Raw genomic sequence first — 17,406 nt, forward strand, 5'->3', positions numbered from 1 at the left:
TTATTTCTCACTGTCTACTAAACCACGCACAAATGCGCGCTGCATGGCTAACACGATGATTACCGGGGGGATGAGCGTCAGCAGCATGGCTGCCATTACGTGGTTCCACTGCGTGGTGCCTTCGCCAGTGGCGATCATGCCTTTGATGCCTGCCACGGCCGTGCCCAAATTAACGTCGGTAATAATTAACAACGGCCAAAGGTACTGATTCCAGCCGTAGATAAAAGTGATGACAAACAGCGCCGCCAGGTTGGTTTTCGACAACGGCAGCACGATGTCCCGGAAGAAACGCATTGGAGAAGCGCCGTCAATACGCGCCGCTTCGACCAGTTCATCCGGCAGAGTCATAAAGAACTGACGGAACAGGAAGGTGGCGGTAGCCGACGCCATCAGCGGTAGCGTCAGGCCTGCATAACTGTCAAGCATCTTCAGGTTGGCGATAACCTCCACCGTTGGAAAGATACGCACCTCAACCGGCAGCATCAGCGTGATAAAGATCATCCAGAAAAATAGGTTACGCAGCGGGAAGCGAAACCAGACAATGGCAAACGCAGAGAGCATGGAAACCGTAATTTTCCCCACCGTAATGCTGAACGCCATGATGAAACTGTTCAGCATCATCAGCCAGAACGGCGCGCTATTGACGCCCACGCCGTTGACCCAGATGGTGTACATGTTTTCCAGCAGATGCGTACCAGGAACCAGCGTCATCGGCGTTTCAAACACCGCTTTGTTATCCAGCGTCGCCGCGACGAACGCGACGTACAGTGGAAAAAGGATCACCATAATCCCCAGAATCAACATGGTATGGCTGAATATTGTCAGCCCGCGACGATTCTCAATCATTGGTAACGCACCTTACTTTCGACATAGCGGAACTGCACCACTGTCAAAATAATGACAAGGAACATCAGCACCACTGACTGTGCGGCGGAAGCTGAGAGATCCAGTCCAACAAACCCTTCACGATAGATCTTATAAATCAGCGTAGTGGTCGCCTGTACCGGCCCACCTGCAGTCGCTGCATCGATAACCGGGAAAGTGTCAAAGAAGGCATAAACCAGATTCACCACCAGCAAAAAGAAGCTCACCGGGGCAATTAACGGCAGCGCCAGTTTAAAGAAACGGCGAATCGGCCCTGCACCATCAATTGCAGCGGCTTCTATCAGCGAACGAGGGATAGACTGCAAGGCAGCAAAGAAGAACAGGAAGTTGTAACTAATCTGCTTCCAGACGGACGCGAACACCACCAGGAACATCGCCTGGCCACTGTTTTGCGCATGGTTCCAGTCATAGCCAAATTCACCGAGAAAATGCGTAATCAGCCCACGTCCAGGGTTGAACAGGAAGATCCACAGCACGGCAGCGACGGCGGGGGCCACGGCGTAAGGTAATAGCATCAGCGTCTGGTAAAGACGGCTACCACGCACCACATAATCCACCAGTGCGGCAAAAAACAGCGAAACCAGCAGGCCGCTTGCCGTGACCAGCGTACTGAACTTCATCGTTGTCCAGAAAGAGTCGAGGTAGTAGATGTCATGGAACAGGGCGACGAAGTTATCCAGGCCTACAAACTGGCTGGAAAGACCAAACGGATCGACGCTTTGCAGTGAATACCACAGCGCTTCACCTGCGGGCCAGATAAAGAAAATAACGGTGATGACCAACTGCGGGGCAACCAATAAGTAGGGAAGCCAGCGCGAGCGGAACACCGGACGGGATGAGGACATTGAGGTTTGATTCCTGAACAGCGCCGGATGGCGCTACGCTTATCCGGCCTACGCGCATTTGTAGGCCGGGTAAGGCGAAGCCGCCACCCGGCATTTCACATTAAGACTTGGTCGATTGCTCAAAGCGGCGCAGCAACTGATTCCCACGCTCAACAGCGGAATCCAGCGCCTGCTGTGGCGTTTTCTTACCGGTCCATACGCTTTCCAGTTCCTCATCCACGATAGTGCGGATTTGAGGCATATTGCCCAGACGCAGACCTTTGGTAAACGACAACGGCGGTTTGTTCAGCATCTGACGTGTAGCGATATCCGCCCCCGGATTCTTGTCATAGAAACCCTGCTCACGGGTCAGATCGTACGCGGCGGTAGTAATCGGCAGATAACCTGTTTTCTGGTGCCATTCGGCAGCGATTTCAGGTTTCGCCAGGAAGTTGAGGAACTGCGCCACACCCTGGTAGGTTGCTTTGTCTTTACCCTGCATCACCCACAGGCTCGCACCGCCAATAATCGCGTTCTGCGGCGCGCCTTTCACGTCGGCATCGTATGGCATCATGCCTACACCGTAGTTGAATTTAGCGTAGTGACGAATATCAGCCAGAGAACCCGAAGAGGCGGTAGTAATTGCGCAGTCACCGTTGTAGAACTTCTCAGTGGATTCATCTTTGCGCCCGAAGTAGCTGAAATCCCCTTTCTTGTTCAACTCTTCCAACAGAGCAATGTGTGTCACCTGCTCTGGCTTATTGAACTCCAGAACTGCATCGGTACCGTCAAAGCCATTATTTTTGGTTGCAACGGGTAAGCCGTTCCAGGCGCTGAAGTTTTCAATCTGGATCCACCCCTGCCAGCCGCTGGCGTAACCGCACTTCATGCCTGCTGCTTTCAACTTCGCGGTGTATTCGGCCAAATCCTGCCAGGTTTTCGGCGGCTGATCGGGATCTAAACCGGCTTTTTTAAAGGCATCTTTGTTGTAATACAGCACCGGGGTGGAGCTGTTAAATGGCTGAGAGAGTAAGTGCCCGGTTTTAGAGTCGGTGTAATACCCGGACACCGTCGGCACAAACTGGGACTCATCGAAGTTAATTCCGGCCTCTTTAAACACTTCGAAGACTGGCTTAATCGCTTTCGAAGCCATCATCGTCGCCGTACCAACTTCATACACCTGCAGCAGCGCAGGCGCGTTTCCGGTACGGAAGGCGGCAATACCTGCGCTCAGACTCTGCTCGTAATTACCTTTGTACTGCGGAACAATTTTGTAATCGGGGTTGGATTCATTAAAACGTTGCGCCAGTGAATCAACTTCTTTACCCAGTTCGCCTTCCATTGAATGCCAGAATGGGATGGTAGTTACTGCCAGAGCCTGACCTGCAAATGCCAGACTGAGAGCCAGTCCTAAAGCTGTATGTCGTAACGATATCATCGGTTATCTCTCTTGTTGTGCCGGATGCGCGATATCACGCGTTTTATGCTCGCGGGGGTAACATGACATGCTCGAATGACAGAAAAATAACTTTTTTATTACAAAAAAAAGATAGTAAGGCGACAAACAGATGGCAAGGCAGTGAAGGTTATGAGAGGAGAAAGTGGGAGCTAAGACACGTATAGATACGGTGCTGCTTATGAACACTCTGCAGGATGACAACGCTGGTGCGTTTAATCCGGCCTACGATCACGTGTAGGCCGGATTAAGCGTTTACGCTGCCATCCTGTAGTGCCGCAAAGGGCTAACCGCCGAGATACGCGCTGCGTACCGCTTCGTTGGCAAGCAAGGCGTCACCGGTATCGGATAGCACCACATGACCGTTTTCCAGCACGTATCCGCGGTCGGCGAGCTTCAGCGCCTGGTTGGCGTTCTGCTCAACGAGGAAGATTGTCATCCCCTGCTCGCGTAGCTGCTCGATGGTGTTAAAAATCTGCTGGATAATGATCGGTGCCAGCCCCAGGGAAGGTTCATCAAGTAGCAGCAGGCGCGGTTGACTCATCAGTGCACGACCAATCGCCAGCATCTGCTGCTCGCCGCCGGACATGGTCCCTGCGCGCTGGATACGGCGCTCATGCAGGCGGGGGAACAGATCATATACCCACTTGATGCGTTCCTGAAACTGGTCACGCTCAGCAAAGAAGCCGCCCATCGCCAGGTTCTCTTCCACCGTCATACGGGAAAACACACGACGTCCTTCCGGAACAATCGCTACCGCTTCACGCATAATTTTCGCCGTCTGCCAGTCGGTAATATCTTTACCGTCAAAGACAATATGCCCGCTTGTAGCACGCGGATCGCCGCACAGCGTACCGAGCAGCGTCGTTTTCCCTGCACCGTTGGCACCAATCAGCGTCACGATTTCACCCTGGTTAATATACAGGCTGACGTCGTGCAGCGCCTGGATCTTGCCGTAGTGGGCACTGACTTTGTCAAAGGACAACATGACTTTTTCCATCTTACGCCTCACCAAGGTATGCGCGGATCACGTCCGGGTTATTACGAATCTGTTCCGGCGTCCCGTTCGCCAGCGGCGTGCCCTGGTTCACCACATAAATACGGTCAGAAATGCCCATCACCAGTTTCATGTCGTGTTCAATCAGCAAAATGGTAGTGTTGTGATGATTACGTAGTTCGGCAATCAGCTCGTCCAGCTCTTTAGTCTCTTTCGGGTTGAGACCTGCAGCGGGTTCGTCGAGCATCAGGATTTCCGGCTGCGTGACCATACAACGGGCTATCTCCAGGCGACGCTGATCACCGTACGCCAGGTTACTGGCCTGACGGTTGGCATGCTCCAGCAGACCAATACGCTCCAGCCAGGTAGCGGCGCGGTCCAGCGCTTCACTCTGTGCACGACGGAACGACGGAGTCTTCAGCAAACCAGAGAACACGCCCGTTTTCAGTTGCTGATGTTGTGCTACCAGCAGGTTTTCAATCACCGTCATTTCACGAAACAGACGCACATGCTGGAAGGTGCGCACCACGCCCATACGGGCGATTTGCTGGCCCGGTAGCCCTTCCAGGTGCTGGTCACGCAACTTGATCGTGCCGCCGGTCGGCTTATAAAAGCCGGTCAGGCAGTTGAAGACCGTAGTTTTTCCCGCGCCGTTTGGCCCGATTAACGAAACGATCTCCTGCGGCCTCAGCTCCAGCTCAACGTTGTTGACCGCCAGCAGTCCACCGAAGCGCATCATCAGGCCGTTAACGGATAATAATGGCTGACTCATGCCTGCTCTCCTTTTGCTTGACCGTTTTTCAGCTTCAACTGTGGACGGGTCATCGGCAGCAAGCCCTGTGGACGCCAGATCATCATCAGTACCATTAAACCACCCAGCATCAACATGCTGTATTCATTGAAATCGCGCATCAGCTCGCGTGATACAACCAGCAGGACAGCCGCCAGGATCACCGCAAACTGCGACCCCATTCCCCCCAGGACGACAATCGCCAGCACAAAGGCGGATTCGGCAAAGGTAAAAGATTCCGGGCTGACAAAGCCCTGGCGAGCGGCAAACAACGTTCCGGCAAAGCCGGCAAACGCAGCGCTGATAGTAAAAGCGGTCAGTTTGATGCGCGTTGGGTTTAGGCCCAGCGAACGACAGGCAATTTCATCTTCACGCAACGCTTCCCATGCGCGACCCAGCGGCATACGTAACAGACGGTTAATGACGAAAAGCGAGAAGACCACCAGCAGCAGCGCCACCAGATAAAGGAAAATCACGCGGTCAGACGGATCATACTTCACGCCAAAGAAGTTGCTGAAGGTATCCCAGCCGCCTTCGCGGGCACTACGACTGAACTCAAGGCCGAAAAAGGTTGGTTTCGGGATCTGGCTGATACCGTTCGGACCACCGGTCACTTCAGTATTGTTGAGCAACAGAATACGAACGATCTCGCCAAAGCCCAGCGTCACAATCGCCAGGTAGTCACCACGCAGGCGCAGCACCGGGAAGCCGAGCATAAAGCCTGCAGCTGCCGAAACCAGCCCCGCCAGTGGCAGGCAGGTCCAGAAACCAAGACCGTAATAGTGGTTCAGCAGCGCGAAGGTGTAAGCGCCAATCGCATAAAAACCACCGTAGCCCAACACTAACAGACCGGAAAGACCAACCACGACGTTTAAGCCCAGACCGAGGATGATATAAATCATCGTCAGCGTGGCGATATCCACCGTCCCACGTGACACCATAAATGGCCATGCCACGGCAATGACCAGCAGCGCCACCAGGAACAGCTTTTGTTTGACAGTTGAGCCGTCAATCGCTGGCAGAATAAACTTCGGTCCGGAGACGCTTTTCAAGCTCTTCTGGAACACCGGACGCAGCAGCTGGAACAGAAAAACGACTCCAGTGCCAATAAACACCCACTGCCAGCGAATATCACTGGCGACATCAACAACCAGCTTAGTGCCATCCAGCTCTAGCTGGACGCCCATAAAGACACCCGCCAGGATGAAAAACATAACGGCAGAGAGCAGCGCCATCGCAAAATGCATTGGTTTCATACTTTCTCTACCTCCGGACGACCCAGAATACCGGTCGGCATCACCAGCAGCACCAGAATCAGCAGTGCGAACGACACCACGTCTTTGTATTCCGTACTCAGATAAGCAGAGGAAAGCGCTTCAGCTACGCCCAGAATCAGGCCGCCGATCATCGCACCAGGAATGCTGCCAATACCGCCGAGAACCGCAGCAGTAAAGGCTTTCATCCCGGCCATAAAGCCAATATACGGATTAATTACGCCGTAGAACTGACCGAGCAGCACACCCGCCACCGCCGCCATCGCAGCACCAATCACAAAGGTCAGCGCAATGACGCGGTCAGTGTTGATACCCAGCAGACTGGCCATTTTCAGGTCTTCCGCACAGGCGCGGCAGGCGCGTCCCATACGTGAATAACGGATAAAAATGGTCAGCGCCAGCATCGCCATGAAGGTCACTATCCAGATAACCAACTGCATGGTAGTGATGGAGGCAGAAAAGTTTTCGCTACTGCCGATAGTCCATTGACCGTTAAACAGGCTTGGCAGCGCCACATCACGCGAGCCTTCCGTCAGGCTGACGTAGTTTTGCAGGAAGATAGACATCCCGATCGCAGAAATCAGCGCAATCAGACGCTTGGAGCTACGCACGGGCCGGTATGCCACGCGCTCGATACTCCAACCGTAGGCGCTGGCAATCACGATAGCACCGATAAATCCGGCCGCCACCAGCAGCCAGCTGGTATCAATGCCCATCATCATCAGCGCGGCGATAATCATAAAGGAGACATAGCTGCCGATCATATACACCTCGCCGTGGGCGAAGTTGATCATGCCGATAATGCCGTACACCATCGTGTAACCGATGGCGATCAGCGCATAGGTGCTTCCCAGCGTGACGCCGTTAAACATCTGCTGCAAAAAATAGAGGAACTGCTCGGACATAAAATAACCTTTCCAAACCCGCCCGGACGGGATATTGAATCCACTCTAAATAATTCGAGTTGCAGCCAACGCACCTGCGATTCGAAGTATAACGAGTGGCTGCCTTATTTGGCGGCGGTGGAAGAACCATCCGCGTGCCACTGGAAGACACCAAACTCAAATCCCTTCAAATCGCCTTTTTCGTCCCAATTCAGCGGCCCAATCACGGTGTCAGCCCCGTGAGCTTTCAGATCTTTCACCAGCTCCAGCGGTTCTTTGCTACCGCTACGATCCATAGCTGTCGCCAGCGACTGTACGGCGGCGTAGGTGATCCATACATAAGGTCCGGTTGGATCTTTCTTGTCAGCTTTGAGCGCATCCACGATACCTTTATTCGCCGGATCCTGGTCATAGCGTTTTGGCATCGTAACCAGCATGCCTTCAGCGGCATCACCTGCAATGTTGGACAGTGAGGCATTACCCACACCTTCTGGTCCCATAAACTGAGTTTTCAGACCAACAGAACGGGCCTGGCGCAGCATTTGTCCCATCTCCGGGTAATAGCCACCGTAGTAAACGAAGTCGATGTTCTCTTTTTTCAGGCGAGCAATCAGCGCAGAAAAATCTTTTTCACCCGCGGTGATCCCATCAAAGAAGACAATATTGGCTTTGCCCGCTTTCAGGCTGTCTTGTACCGAACGCGCAAGACCTTCGCCGTACTGCTGTTTATCGTGGATGATGGCGATACGCTGGGGCTTCACCGTCTCCAGAATGTATTTCGCGGCGGTCGGTCCCTGGGAGGAGTCCAGACCTGCGGTACGCATGATGTGCGCGTAGCCGCGTTGCGTCAGTTCCGGGTTGGTGGCTCCCGGGGAGATCATCAAAATACCTTCGTCTTCGTAGATATCGGAGGCTGGCTGAGTGGAGGACGAGCACAGGTGACCAATAACATACTGAATGCCGTCGTTAACGATTTTGTTCGCCACAGCCACAGCCTGTTTCGGATCGCAGGCATCGTCATATTCCACGCCCACCAGCTTGTCGCCTTTGATCCCGCCTTTAGCATTGATATCTTTAATTGCCTGACGTGCGCCATTAAATTCCATATCGCCCCACTGCGCGACCGGGCCTGACATCGCTCCGACAACAGCGACCTTAATATCTTCCGCCATGGCAGTGTGCGACATTGCCAGTGCTATCACTCCCGCGATGATTGTTTTCGCATTCCGTTTCATTAACTGAATCCCCATTCGTGATGTGTTTATACTTCATCCTTCAAGCTGCCTCAGTGTTGGCTGTTCAAATTCGTTCCAGACGAATTTGTCACTCCCTTGCCGCCTTGATGCAACTTGAATGATTTTGCGTATATATTTTGTATTTATATGGTTAAAAAGCAGACTGTGCTTTTTTTGAACTGCGCTATTTTTACCAGTCTCATTAATGGCTTAGCGCAGCTTTTTAAGCATAATCAGGCTAAAATCTCTATTTTTCAGTCGATTAAGAAAAGATAATATTCTGCTTTTCACTATAGATAAACAAAAAAAAGTGCGTTTGTCAGCATAAAATAACGGCATAATGAGCGGAATAAAATGCTGCATTCCAGGGTATTATCCTGCCTGTTTTTCAATCTCTAATGTTTCAAACTGTCATTATCGTTGTTACAAAACTATTAACCTGGTTATTCGCATAAAAAAGAGAAAGCGTCCGGGTGAATTATTTCGGTACACTGATTTCATCTTTTGTGATTTGGACATGCTGTCAATGAAGCTGACCATCATTCGTTTAGAAAACTTTAGCGCTCAGGATCACATCGATCTGGGCAAAATCTGGCCTGAATATTCCGCCTCATCCTTAAGCGTAGATGACGCCCACCGGATCTATGCTGCGCGTTTTAACGAGCGTCTGCTGGGAGCGGTACGTGTGACACTGAGCGGTACGCAAGGCGCGCTGGATTCATTACGTGTTCGTGAAATCACGCGTCGTCGAGGCGTCGGGCAGTATTTAGTTGAGGAGGTTCTCCGGGATAACCCGGACGTTTCATGCTGGTGGATGGCGGATGTTGGCGTCGAGGACCGAAATACCATGGCCGCGTTTATGCATGCGTTAGGGTTTACTGCGCAGGCGGATGGCTGGGAGAAAAGATAAAAAAACCGCCTCGCAATTTTCCAAGAATTTCGCGTTGCAGGAAGGCGGCAAGGGAGTGACAAATTCGTCTGGAACGAATTTGAACAGCCAAAGGCTGCCTTCGGTGAGGGACAGGGATGTCCCTCATTAAATCCCCGGGAACTTACATAAGTAAGTTCCCGGGGGAGAATAACGCAGCCAACGCCCCTGCAGCGCGAAAGGCGCAGGAAAATTATTTGGCGTCGGTTGCAGTACCGTTAGCGTGCCAGTCGAACACGCCAAACTCGAAGCCTTTCAGATCACCCTTCGAATCCCAGGACAGCGGCCCCATGACGGTTTCCACTGAGTTTGCTTTCAGGTATTTGGCAATTTCAGCTGGATCTTCAGACTGGTTCAGACCGGCCTGCAAAGACTGCAGTGCAGCGTAGGTCGTCCACACGAAGGCTCCGCTCGGATCCTGTTTCTTGGCCTTAATCGCATCTACGATTGGTTTGTTCGCAGGAACCTGATCGTAGTTCTTCGGCTTGGTTACCAGCAACCCTTCAGCAGATTCACCGGCAATGTTAGACAGCGATACGTTCGCAACTCCTTCCGGCCCCATAAACTGCGTTTTCAGACCTGCGGCGCGCGATTGACGTAAAATCTGCCCCATTTCCGGGTGATAACCACCATAGTAAACAAAGTCGATGTTCTCTTTCTTCAGGCGCGCTACCAGGGTAGAGAAGTCTTTCTCACCGGCGGTGATCCCGTCAAAGAATACTACGTTGGCGTTGCCTTTTTTCAGACCGTCCTGCACTGCGCGCGCCAGACCTTCACCATACTGCTGCTTATCGTGGATGATAGCGATGCGCTGCGGCTTCACTTTTTCCAGAATGTATTTCGCGGCGGTTGGCCCCTGATCGGAGTCCAGGCCGGTCGTACGCATAACCAGGTTATAGCCACGCGCAGTCAGTTCCGGTGCCGTAGCCGCCGGGGTGATCATCAGAATACCTTCATCTTCATAAATATCTGACGCTGGCTGAGTGGATGATGAGCAAAGGTGGCCGATAACGTATTTGATCCCGTCGTTGACCACTTTGTTAGCGACCGCTACTGCCTGCTTAGGGTCACAGGCGTCGTCGTATTTCACTACGACCAGTTTGTCACCCTTAACGCCACCTTTTGCGTTGATGTCCGCAATCGCTTGTTCTGCACCGGTAAATTCCTGGTCGCCATACTGCGCCACCGGGCCCGACATCGCGCCGACGACGGCAACCTTAATATCCTTAGCAAACGCCATATTGCTCAAAGACAGGGCGATACATCCTGCCAATAACGCTTTACCCTTCATATTCATCCTGACAATCCCCATTATTGTGGTTATTACGTGTGTTGTGATGTTGTTGTTCAGCACTTTATTTCAATTATTGGATAGCCACCCGTGCTTTAGCAGCATACTCTGCTAAAACATACCCGATTTTTATTATTTTGGAATAGCTAAATTTGACATGCAGATAACAACTTGATGACAAAAAGCATAGACCTCAGGAGAGAGCAGGAGAGATAAAAACAAAAAACCCCGGATTTTCATCCAGGGTTTATAAGCATTTCCAGGTTTACTGGAAGGTTACGCTTCGATTGCCGCGCGCAGTTTTTTCATGGCGTTCTTTTCAAGCTGACGCACACGTTCAGCGGAGACGCCGTAGCGATCGGCCAGTTCCTGCAACGTCGACTTGTTGTCTTCGTCCAGCCAACGGGCACGAATGATGTCCTGGCTACGCTCGTCCAGACCCTGCATTGCGTCGGTCAGTCGGTTAGCCGCCTGCTCTTCCCAGTTGTCATCTTCGATGCCGTCAGCAAAGTTAGACGATTTATCCTGCAGATAAAGCACCGGAGCCATCGGCTGGCTGTCGGACTCGTCGTCCGAAGACATATCAAACGTCATGTCCTGCGCCGCCATACGGGATTCCATTTCGCGGACGTCTTTGCTGGAAACACCCAGCTCACGAGCAACCATTTCAACTTCATCCTGATTAAACCAGCCCAGACGCTGCTTGGTTTTACGCAGGTTAAAGAACAGCTTACGCTGTGCTTTGGTGGTCGCGACTTTAACGATACGCCAGTTACGCAGAACGTATTCGTGGATCTCAGCTTTGATCCAGTGCACGGCGAAGGAAACCAGGCGCACACCCACTTCCGGGTTGAAACGGCGCACGGCTTTCATCAGGCCGATATTACCTTCCTGAATCAGATCCGCCTGCGGCAGGCCATAGCCCGCATAATTACGAGCAACATGAACAACAAAGCGCAGGTGAGACAGGATCAGCGTTTTAGCTGCTTCCAGATCGCCCTGGTAATGCAGCTTTTCAGCCAGTGCCCGCTCCTCGTCAGCCGACAACATCGGCCACGCGTTCGCAGCCCGGATGTAAGACTCCAGGTTACCAACAGGGGCTAAAGCTAAATTTTGCATTTCTTTGGTCATTCAAATCCTCTCAATCTGTATCATCTGGCGCGATGGAAAACCAATAGCAACAACCATGCCAGAGCTTATGAGCAACGAGAATATCATTCAATCTTTTATCAGACAGTGATTTTATCCACAAGTTCCATGTCGTATTGTGTATAAATTACGCACAAAATGTGACATCACGATGAATGCGCCGGGAAGAGAAAACAGTGACTCTTTCCCTGCAGAGCGAACTACTCAGTGCAGGGAAAGATTATACCAGAGATTTTTTAATCGGGGGTAAAGTGGCGTAAATGTTGAACCGTGGCAAGCCAGGCTGCCACCCAGCCAATCATCGAGCACACCAGCAGAAGCAGCAGGCATTCATCAAATGATAAGCCATTGATATCAAACTTTGTTCCAAAAATCTGCGCCACTTCTGTTACCGCTGACGACAGCCGCATCACCAAAATTTCTGACAAAATCAGTGAAAGAAATGCGCCAGAAAAGCCTAACAGCGCCCCACCGTAGAGGAACGGTCGCAGGATAAATCCATCCGTTGCACCAATCAGTTTCTGTACGTTAATGGTATCGCGACGAGCAAAGATACTCAGACGTACACTGTTACCGATGACCAGGAAGACCGCTGCCACCATCAGCACGCCAATCATCGCTGACACACGCCCAACCAGTCCCGTCAGCGCAGCCAGCCGCGCAAACCAGCTGTCATCCATGCGAACTTCATCAATACCATTGATTTGCGTAATACGGTCACGCAGCGTATTCAGCGACTCCGTGCCCTGGAAATCCAGTTTCGGGATCACCACCGCCACAGCCGGAAGCGGGTTCTCTTCCAGCATATCCAGCGCACCACCAAAACCGGACCAGTTGCGGAATTCGCCCAGCGCATCATCGCGGGAAAGATAATTCACTTTCTCCACGCCCTGCTCTGCCTGCAATTGACCCACCACCCGCGCCGCCGCATCGTCATCCAGCGTTTTTTGCAGATAAACAGTGATCTGCGGGGACGGATAATACTGGCTTGCCGCCTGGTTAACGTTCTTATAAACCATGTAGCAGACGCTTGGCAGCGTCAGGGAGATGGCGATTACCATCACCGTCAGGAATGTCGCCAGTGGCTTACTTTTCAGATCCTGTAACGCCCCCTGGAATGCATAGCGCACCTGCTCGTTAAAGACGTTGGTTTTACGCGAGTTCGGCTTCGGCGATGATTTTGCACGCTTTGGCGCGTTGCGACCACCGTCCCCCGGAGCACCGCCCGATTTACGGAAGCGGTCCAGTCGGCCACCAAACTGTTTAATTTGATTGATAGCGTCGCGCCTATTCATGAGCCAGGCCTCCATGCAGATGTCCATCGCTCAGGACAAGCTGACGATATGAACGTCGGGAGATCAGCCCAATATCGTGCGTTGCCATTAATACCGTTACTCCTACGCGGTTAAACTCTTCAAACAAGCGTAAGATCCCTTCCGACAGCGCATCGTCGAGGTTCCCTGTAGGTTCATCCGCCAGAAGTACCGCAGGCTTATTCACCACCGCACGGGCAATCCCCACGCGCTGCTGTTCGCCGCCGGAGAGTTGAATCGGGAAGTTCTTCGCTTTGTCCAACAGCCCGACCTTGTCCAGTGCCGCCGACACGCGGCGACGGATATCGTCCCCGCTGGCACCCGCAATGATGAGCGGGATTGCTACGTTGTCAAAAACGGTTCGGTCCATCAACAGATGGTGATCCTGAAAAATCATCCCGATCTGACGGCGCAGAAACGGCACTTCACGGTTTTTTAAACGGCTAATGTCATGCCCGCTGAAGTAGATTTTCCCGGCGCTGGGCCGCTCAATTCCACAGATCAGCTTCAGCAGGGTACTTTTCCCCGCACCGGAGTGGCCGGTCAGAAACGCCATCTCGCCAGGCTGCATATGGAATGTGACTCCCTGCAGCGCTTGTCTCCCACCGAGATAGGCCTTGCTGACATGTTCAAAGCGAATCATTGTTAATCCTCTCGGGCAAAAAGTGCCTCTATAAAATCGTCCGCTTTAAACGGACGTAAATCCTCGATACGTTCGCCCACGCCGATATAACGGATAGGGATGCCAAACTGGTCGGCAACCGAGAAAATTACTCCACCTTTCGCCGTACCGTCCAGCTTGGTCAGGGTAATACCGGTCAATCCCACCGCTTCATGGAACAGTTTGGCCTGGCTTACTGCATTCTGCCCGGTACTGGCGTCGAGGGTCAGCATAATTTCATGCGGCGCATCCTCGTCCAGCTTCTTCATGACACGAACGATTTTTTTCAATTCTTCCATCAGGTGCGCTTTGTTCTGCAAGCGACCCGCAGTATCAGCGATCAGCACGTCAACGTTACGCGCCTTCGCAGCCTGAATAGCATCAAAGATAACGGATGCGGAATCCGCGCCGGTATGCTGAGCAATCACCGGGATGTTGTTACGCTGACCCCAGACCTGCAGCTGTTCTACCGCCGCAGCACGGAAGGTGTCCCCGGCTGCCAGCATCACCGACTTACCCTGCTGCTCAAACTGGCGCGCCAGCTTACCGATGGTGGTCGTTTTACCCACACCGTTCACACCCACCATTAAAATAACAAATGGCGTTTTACCATCAACATTCAGCGGTTCATCAACCTTTGCCAGAATCTCGCCCATTTCATCTTTCAGCAGACCATACAGTGCTTCTGCATCACGCAGTTGCTTGCGGCTGGCGCCTTCCGTCAGATTGGCGATGATCTTGCGGGTGGTTTCCACACCCACGTCAGCGATCAGTAACTGCTCTTCCAGCTCTTCAAACAGATCATCGTCGATCTTTTTACCACGGAACAGACTGATAAATCCGGAACCGAGGTTTTCTTTTGTTTTCAGCAAGCTGCGTTTAAGACGCGCAAAGAAACCTTCTTTCGTCGGCTTTTCCTGCTCCTGCGCGGCCTCTTCTTCTACCGTTTCCTCTACCAAACCCTCTTCCGCTGGGGTATCTTCAACCGGTACAACAGTTTCGGCTTCTTCCACCGCCACGGCTGCCAGCGCCTGCGCTTCCAGCTCTTCGTCAGTCAGTTGCGGTTCGTTATCCGCTTCTTCTTCAACCGCCTCCACAATTTCAACGGTTTCCGCTTCGGCCTGCCACTCCTCAGGTGAAGTTTCTTCAGCTTTCACCTCTTCCGGCAGCGGCAACTCTTCGCGTTCAATAACCTCAACGGCGGCCACTGTCGGTTCAGGTGCTTCAACAACCGGCTGAACATGTTCGGCAACGGGCTCTATTTCAGGCTGCAGCTTTTCGATTTCCGCAACCTGTTCCGTGACTTCAACAACTTCAGCAGCAAAAGCTTCTGATTCCGCTTCACTATGCGTTTCCTGCGCGCGAGGTTGTTCCTCTACAACGACAGTTTCTTCGGCAACCGATTGTTGTTCTTCGTTTTTTAACTCTGTCTCGTTTTCCGGTGCCTGCTCTTTTTGACCAAAGCCCAGCCAGGAAAAAAAGCCACGTTTTTTCTCTTTCGCCATTTGCGACTACACTCCCCCGCTGTTGCTTCATGGCACAGCGTCAACGCTATGTACATAGCAGCTATAAAAATGATGAAATAGTCTATCACTTAACTCAACTCACATCACCGCCTGGAACGACATGCTATAGGCGGATTGAGCAATAATCGAAATGAAAAAACCGAATCACTCAGGCAGCGGTCAGATCCGCATTATTGGCGGGCAATGGCGGGGCCGTAAACTCCCGGTTCCGGACAGTCCCGGTTTACGACCGACGACCGACCGAGTCCGCGAAACATTGTTTAACTGGCTGGCCCCGGTGATGGTCGACGCGCGCTGCCTCGACTGCTTCGCCGGAAGCGGCGCGCTGGGGCTGGAAGCCCTCTCCCGCTATGCAGCAGACACCACGCTGCTGGAGATGGACCGTGCGGTATCGCAGCAGTTACAAAAGAATCTTGCCACACTTAAGGCAAGCCATGCCCGCGTCATCAACACCAACACGCTCGCGTTTCTGGCCCAGGCGGGTACGCCGCATAATGTGGTGTTTGTTGATCCACCTTTTCGCAAAGGTTTACTGGAAGAAACATTAACTCTTCTGGAAACAAACAACTGGCTGGCAAACGAGGCGTATATTTACGTGGAAAGCGAAGTTGAAAACGGTCTGCCTCCGGTTCCTGTTAACTGGTCGTTGTATCGCGAAAAGGTAGCCGGACAGGTCGCCTATCGCCTGTATCAACGCGAAGCCAAAGGAGAGCACAATGCTGATTAATCTGGGACGCTTATTGATGCTGTGCGTCTGGGCCTTTTTACTGCTTAATATTTTTCAGCCGTTTCCACGCCCACTCAACATCTTCGTTAACGTTGCACTGGTGTTTATGGCACTGATGCATGGGATGCAGTTAGCGCTGTTAAAAAGCACGTTGCCAAAAGATGGCCCGCAGATGACCCGCGGTGAGAAAATCCGCATTTTTCTGTTTGGCGTGTTTGAGCTACTGGTCTGGCAGAAGAAAATTAAGACTCAGTTGAAGAAGTAACCGCAATGCCGGATGGCGGTTTACGCCTTATCCGGCCTGCTCAATTACGGTTGTGCGCTAAACCCCTCAAAGCGCGAGCCTTTGTAACTCAGCGTGCCCTTGTCCCCGACTGTTAATGCATGATATTGCTGCGCATCAAGACGAAATGTCTGCTCCAGACCTCCATTTTGCGGCTTGAAGCTCGCTTCATAACGCATGCTGGTGCCCGCCGGAGTCACTTCCTGCTGACGTGAACGCCTGTCGTTAAGTTGCTTTTCTCGTTTATTACTTACCACCACCTGCTTTTGCACCAGCGGTGCGGCATCATTATCCGCTTTTTCACGTCGCTGCTGAACAAAGCGAAACGATGCGGCAATAACAATTAATACAATGATAACAATGAAAAAAAGTGGTGGTTTACTCATATTATTAACCCATCAGAAAATGCGGAAATAAGCATAACCTGCCTGTTATGGTGTTGTCATCTGGCGCTATCGGCCTCTACACTGGTCAGAAGAGCCGTAGGCACCCCGCTTACGAAAAAATAACGAATTCAAGGAACTAAGATGCTTTGGTCGTTTATCGCTGTCTGTCTTTCCGCATGGCTGTTTGTGGATGCCTCTTATCGTGGCCCCGTCTGGCAACGTTGGGTCTTTAAGCCACTCACATTATTACTCCTGCTGTTACTGGCCTGGCAGGCGCCGATGTTTAACGCCGTCAGCTACCTGGTGCTGGCCGGCTTATTTGCCTCACTACTGGGCGATGCACTGACACTGTTGCCACGTCAACGCCTGTTGTATGCCGTGGGCGCGTTTTTCCTGTCGCATTTGCTGTATACCATTTATTTCGCCAGCCAAATGACACTGTCGTTCTTCTGGCCACTGCCGTTGGTGCTGCTGGTGATGGGAGCCTTACTGATCGCCGTAATCTGGACGCGACTGGAAGAGCTTCGCTTAGCAATATGTACCTTTATCGGCATCACCCTGATGATGGTATGGATGGCCGGTGAGCTCTGGTTCTTCCGCCCAACTGCCCCGGCGCTGTCAGCATTTATGGGGGCCGCGTTACTGTTTGTCGGCAATATTGTCTGGCTGGGAAGTCATTATCGTTGCCGCTTCCGCGCTGATAATGCAATTGCCGCCGCCTGCTACTTTGCCGGACATTTCCTGATTGTTCGTTCGCTGTATCTTTAAAAATGCTTGACTCTGGAGTCGACTCCAGA

General features: G+C 52.2%; 18 protein-coding genes. 4 read left to right on the forward strand and 14 right to left on the reverse strand.

Annotated features, from left to right (window positions below):
* The 8 genes from ugpE to livK form a co-directional block, all read right to left on the reverse strand.
* The gene (ugpE, locus tag OGX98_RS02020) at positions 1-846 is read right to left on the reverse strand and encodes a sn-glycerol-3-phosphate ABC transporter permease UgpE (RefSeq protein WP_045448517.1); all 846 of its coding nucleotides are present in this window, start codon (positions 844-846) and stop codon (positions 1-3) included.
* Positions 843-1,730: a sn-glycerol-3-phosphate ABC transporter permease UgpA gene (ugpA, locus tag OGX98_RS02025; RefSeq protein ID WP_045448518.1), complete on the reverse strand. Its 888-nt coding sequence runs from the start codon at positions 1,728-1,730 to the stop codon at positions 843-845. Before ugpA ends, ugpE begins: the two co-directional genes overlap by 4 nt.
* 100 nt (positions 1,731-1,830) lie before the next feature.
* The gene (gene ugpB / locus OGX98_RS02030; RefSeq protein WP_286594756.1) at positions 1,831-3,147 is read right to left on the reverse strand and encodes a sn-glycerol-3-phosphate ABC transporter substrate-binding protein UgpB; all 1,317 of its coding nucleotides are present in this window, start codon (positions 3,145-3,147) and stop codon (positions 1,831-1,833) included.
* Between the two features lie 304 nt (positions 3,148-3,451).
* Positions 3,452-4,165 (reverse strand): high-affinity branched-chain amino acid ABC transporter ATP-binding protein LivF, encoded by a 714-nt coding sequence (gene livF / locus OGX98_RS02035; protein WP_136345540.1) that lies wholly within the window; start codon positions 4,163-4,165, stop codon positions 3,452-3,454.
* 1 nt (position 4,166) lies between these two features.
* Positions 4,167-4,934: a high-affinity branched-chain amino acid ABC transporter ATP-binding protein LivG gene (gene livG / locus OGX98_RS02040; RefSeq protein WP_003023438.1), complete on the reverse strand. Its 768-nt coding sequence runs from the start codon at positions 4,932-4,934 to the stop codon at positions 4,167-4,169.
* A complete protein-coding gene (gene livM / locus OGX98_RS02045) occupies positions 4,931-6,208 on the reverse strand; it encodes a branched chain amino acid ABC transporter permease LivM (protein ID WP_045448520.1) in 1,278 nt (425 codons plus the stop codon). The genes livG and livM overlap by 4 nt, the downstream gene beginning before the upstream one ends.
* Entirely contained in the window at positions 6,205-7,131 is a 927-nt protein-coding gene (livH, locus tag OGX98_RS02050; protein ID WP_045448521.1) for a high-affinity branched-chain amino acid ABC transporter permease LivH, read from the reverse strand. Before livH ends, livM begins: the two co-directional genes overlap by 4 nt.
* Positions 7,132-7,235: 104 nt before the next feature.
* Positions 7,236-8,345 carry a high-affinity branched-chain amino acid ABC transporter substrate-binding protein LivK gene (gene livK / locus OGX98_RS02055; RefSeq protein WP_045449822.1) on the reverse strand — a complete coding sequence of 370 codons (1,110 nt, stop codon included), beginning with the start codon at positions 8,343-8,345 and terminating at the stop codon, positions 7,236-7,238.
* Positions 8,346-8,871: 526 nt separating this feature from the next.
* Here livK and panM point away from each other — a divergent pair.
* On the forward strand, positions 8,872-9,255 hold the full coding sequence (gene panM, locus OGX98_RS02060; protein WP_045449824.1) for an aspartate 1-decarboxylase autocleavage activator PanM: 384 nt from the start codon (positions 8,872-8,874) through the stop codon (positions 9,253-9,255).
* A 211-nt stretch (positions 9,256-9,466) separates the two neighbouring features.
* Here the strand turns inward: panM and livJ are convergent, their stop codons facing one another.
* From livJ to ftsY, 5 genes are all read right to left on the reverse strand, one after another.
* Entirely contained in the window at positions 9,467-10,570 is a 1,104-nt protein-coding gene (livJ, locus tag OGX98_RS02065; RefSeq protein ID WP_200013230.1) for a branched chain amino acid ABC transporter substrate-binding protein LivJ, read from the reverse strand.
* Between the two features lie 270 nt (positions 10,571-10,840).
* Positions 10,841-11,695 carry an RNA polymerase sigma factor RpoH gene (rpoH, locus tag OGX98_RS02070; protein ID WP_045448525.1) on the reverse strand — a complete coding sequence of 285 codons (855 nt, stop codon included), beginning with the start codon at positions 11,693-11,695 and terminating at the stop codon, positions 10,841-10,843.
* A gap of 254 nt (positions 11,696-11,949) precedes the next feature.
* Positions 11,950-13,008 carry a permease-like cell division protein FtsX gene (gene ftsX / locus OGX98_RS02075; protein ID WP_045448527.1) on the reverse strand — a complete coding sequence of 353 codons (1,059 nt, stop codon included), beginning with the start codon at positions 13,006-13,008 and terminating at the stop codon, positions 11,950-11,952.
* A complete protein-coding gene (gene ftsE / locus OGX98_RS02080) occupies positions 13,001-13,669 on the reverse strand; it encodes a cell division ATP-binding protein FtsE (RefSeq protein ID WP_006687468.1) in 669 nt (222 codons plus the stop codon). Before ftsE ends, ftsX begins: the two co-directional genes overlap by 8 nt.
* Positions 13,670-13,671: 2 nt before the next feature.
* The gene (gene ftsY / locus OGX98_RS02085; RefSeq protein WP_286594757.1) at positions 13,672-15,192 is read right to left on the reverse strand and encodes a signal recognition particle-docking protein FtsY; all 1,521 of its coding nucleotides are present in this window, start codon (positions 15,190-15,192) and stop codon (positions 13,672-13,674) included.
* Between the two features lie 151 nt (positions 15,193-15,343).
* On the opposite strand from ftsY, the gene rsmD reads away from it, so the two are divergent.
* Together rsmD and OGX98_RS02095 are read left to right on the forward strand one after the other, a co-directional pair.
* A complete protein-coding gene (rsmD, locus tag OGX98_RS02090; protein WP_286594758.1) occupies positions 15,344-15,940 on the forward strand; it encodes a 16S rRNA (guanine(966)-N(2))-methyltransferase in 597 nt (198 codons plus the stop codon).
* Entirely contained in the window at positions 15,930-16,205 is a 276-nt protein-coding gene (locus OGX98_RS02095) for a DUF1145 family protein (RefSeq protein ID WP_045448534.1), read from the forward strand. Before rsmD ends, OGX98_RS02095 begins: the two co-directional genes overlap by 11 nt.
* A 44-nt stretch (positions 16,206-16,249) precedes the next feature.
* Here the strand turns inward: OGX98_RS02095 and OGX98_RS02100 are convergent, their stop codons facing one another.
* Positions 16,250-16,609, reverse strand: coding sequence for a DUF2500 domain-containing protein (locus tag OGX98_RS02100; protein WP_048222956.1), 360 nt, complete (start codon positions 16,607-16,609; stop codon positions 16,250-16,252).
* A gap of 141 nt (positions 16,610-16,750) precedes the next feature.
* Between OGX98_RS02100 and OGX98_RS02105 the strand changes: the two genes are divergently transcribed.
* Positions 16,751-17,377 (forward strand): lysoplasmalogenase, encoded by a 627-nt coding sequence (locus OGX98_RS02105; protein ID WP_045448538.1) that lies wholly within the window; start codon positions 16,751-16,753, stop codon positions 17,375-17,377.
* The last annotated feature ends 29 nt before the right edge of the window (positions 17,378-17,406 follow it).

Source organism: Citrobacter sp. Cm046 (genome assembly GCF_030333065.1).
Taxonomy (GTDB): Bacteria; Pseudomonadota; Gammaproteobacteria; order Enterobacterales; family Enterobacteriaceae; genus Citrobacter; species Citrobacter murliniae.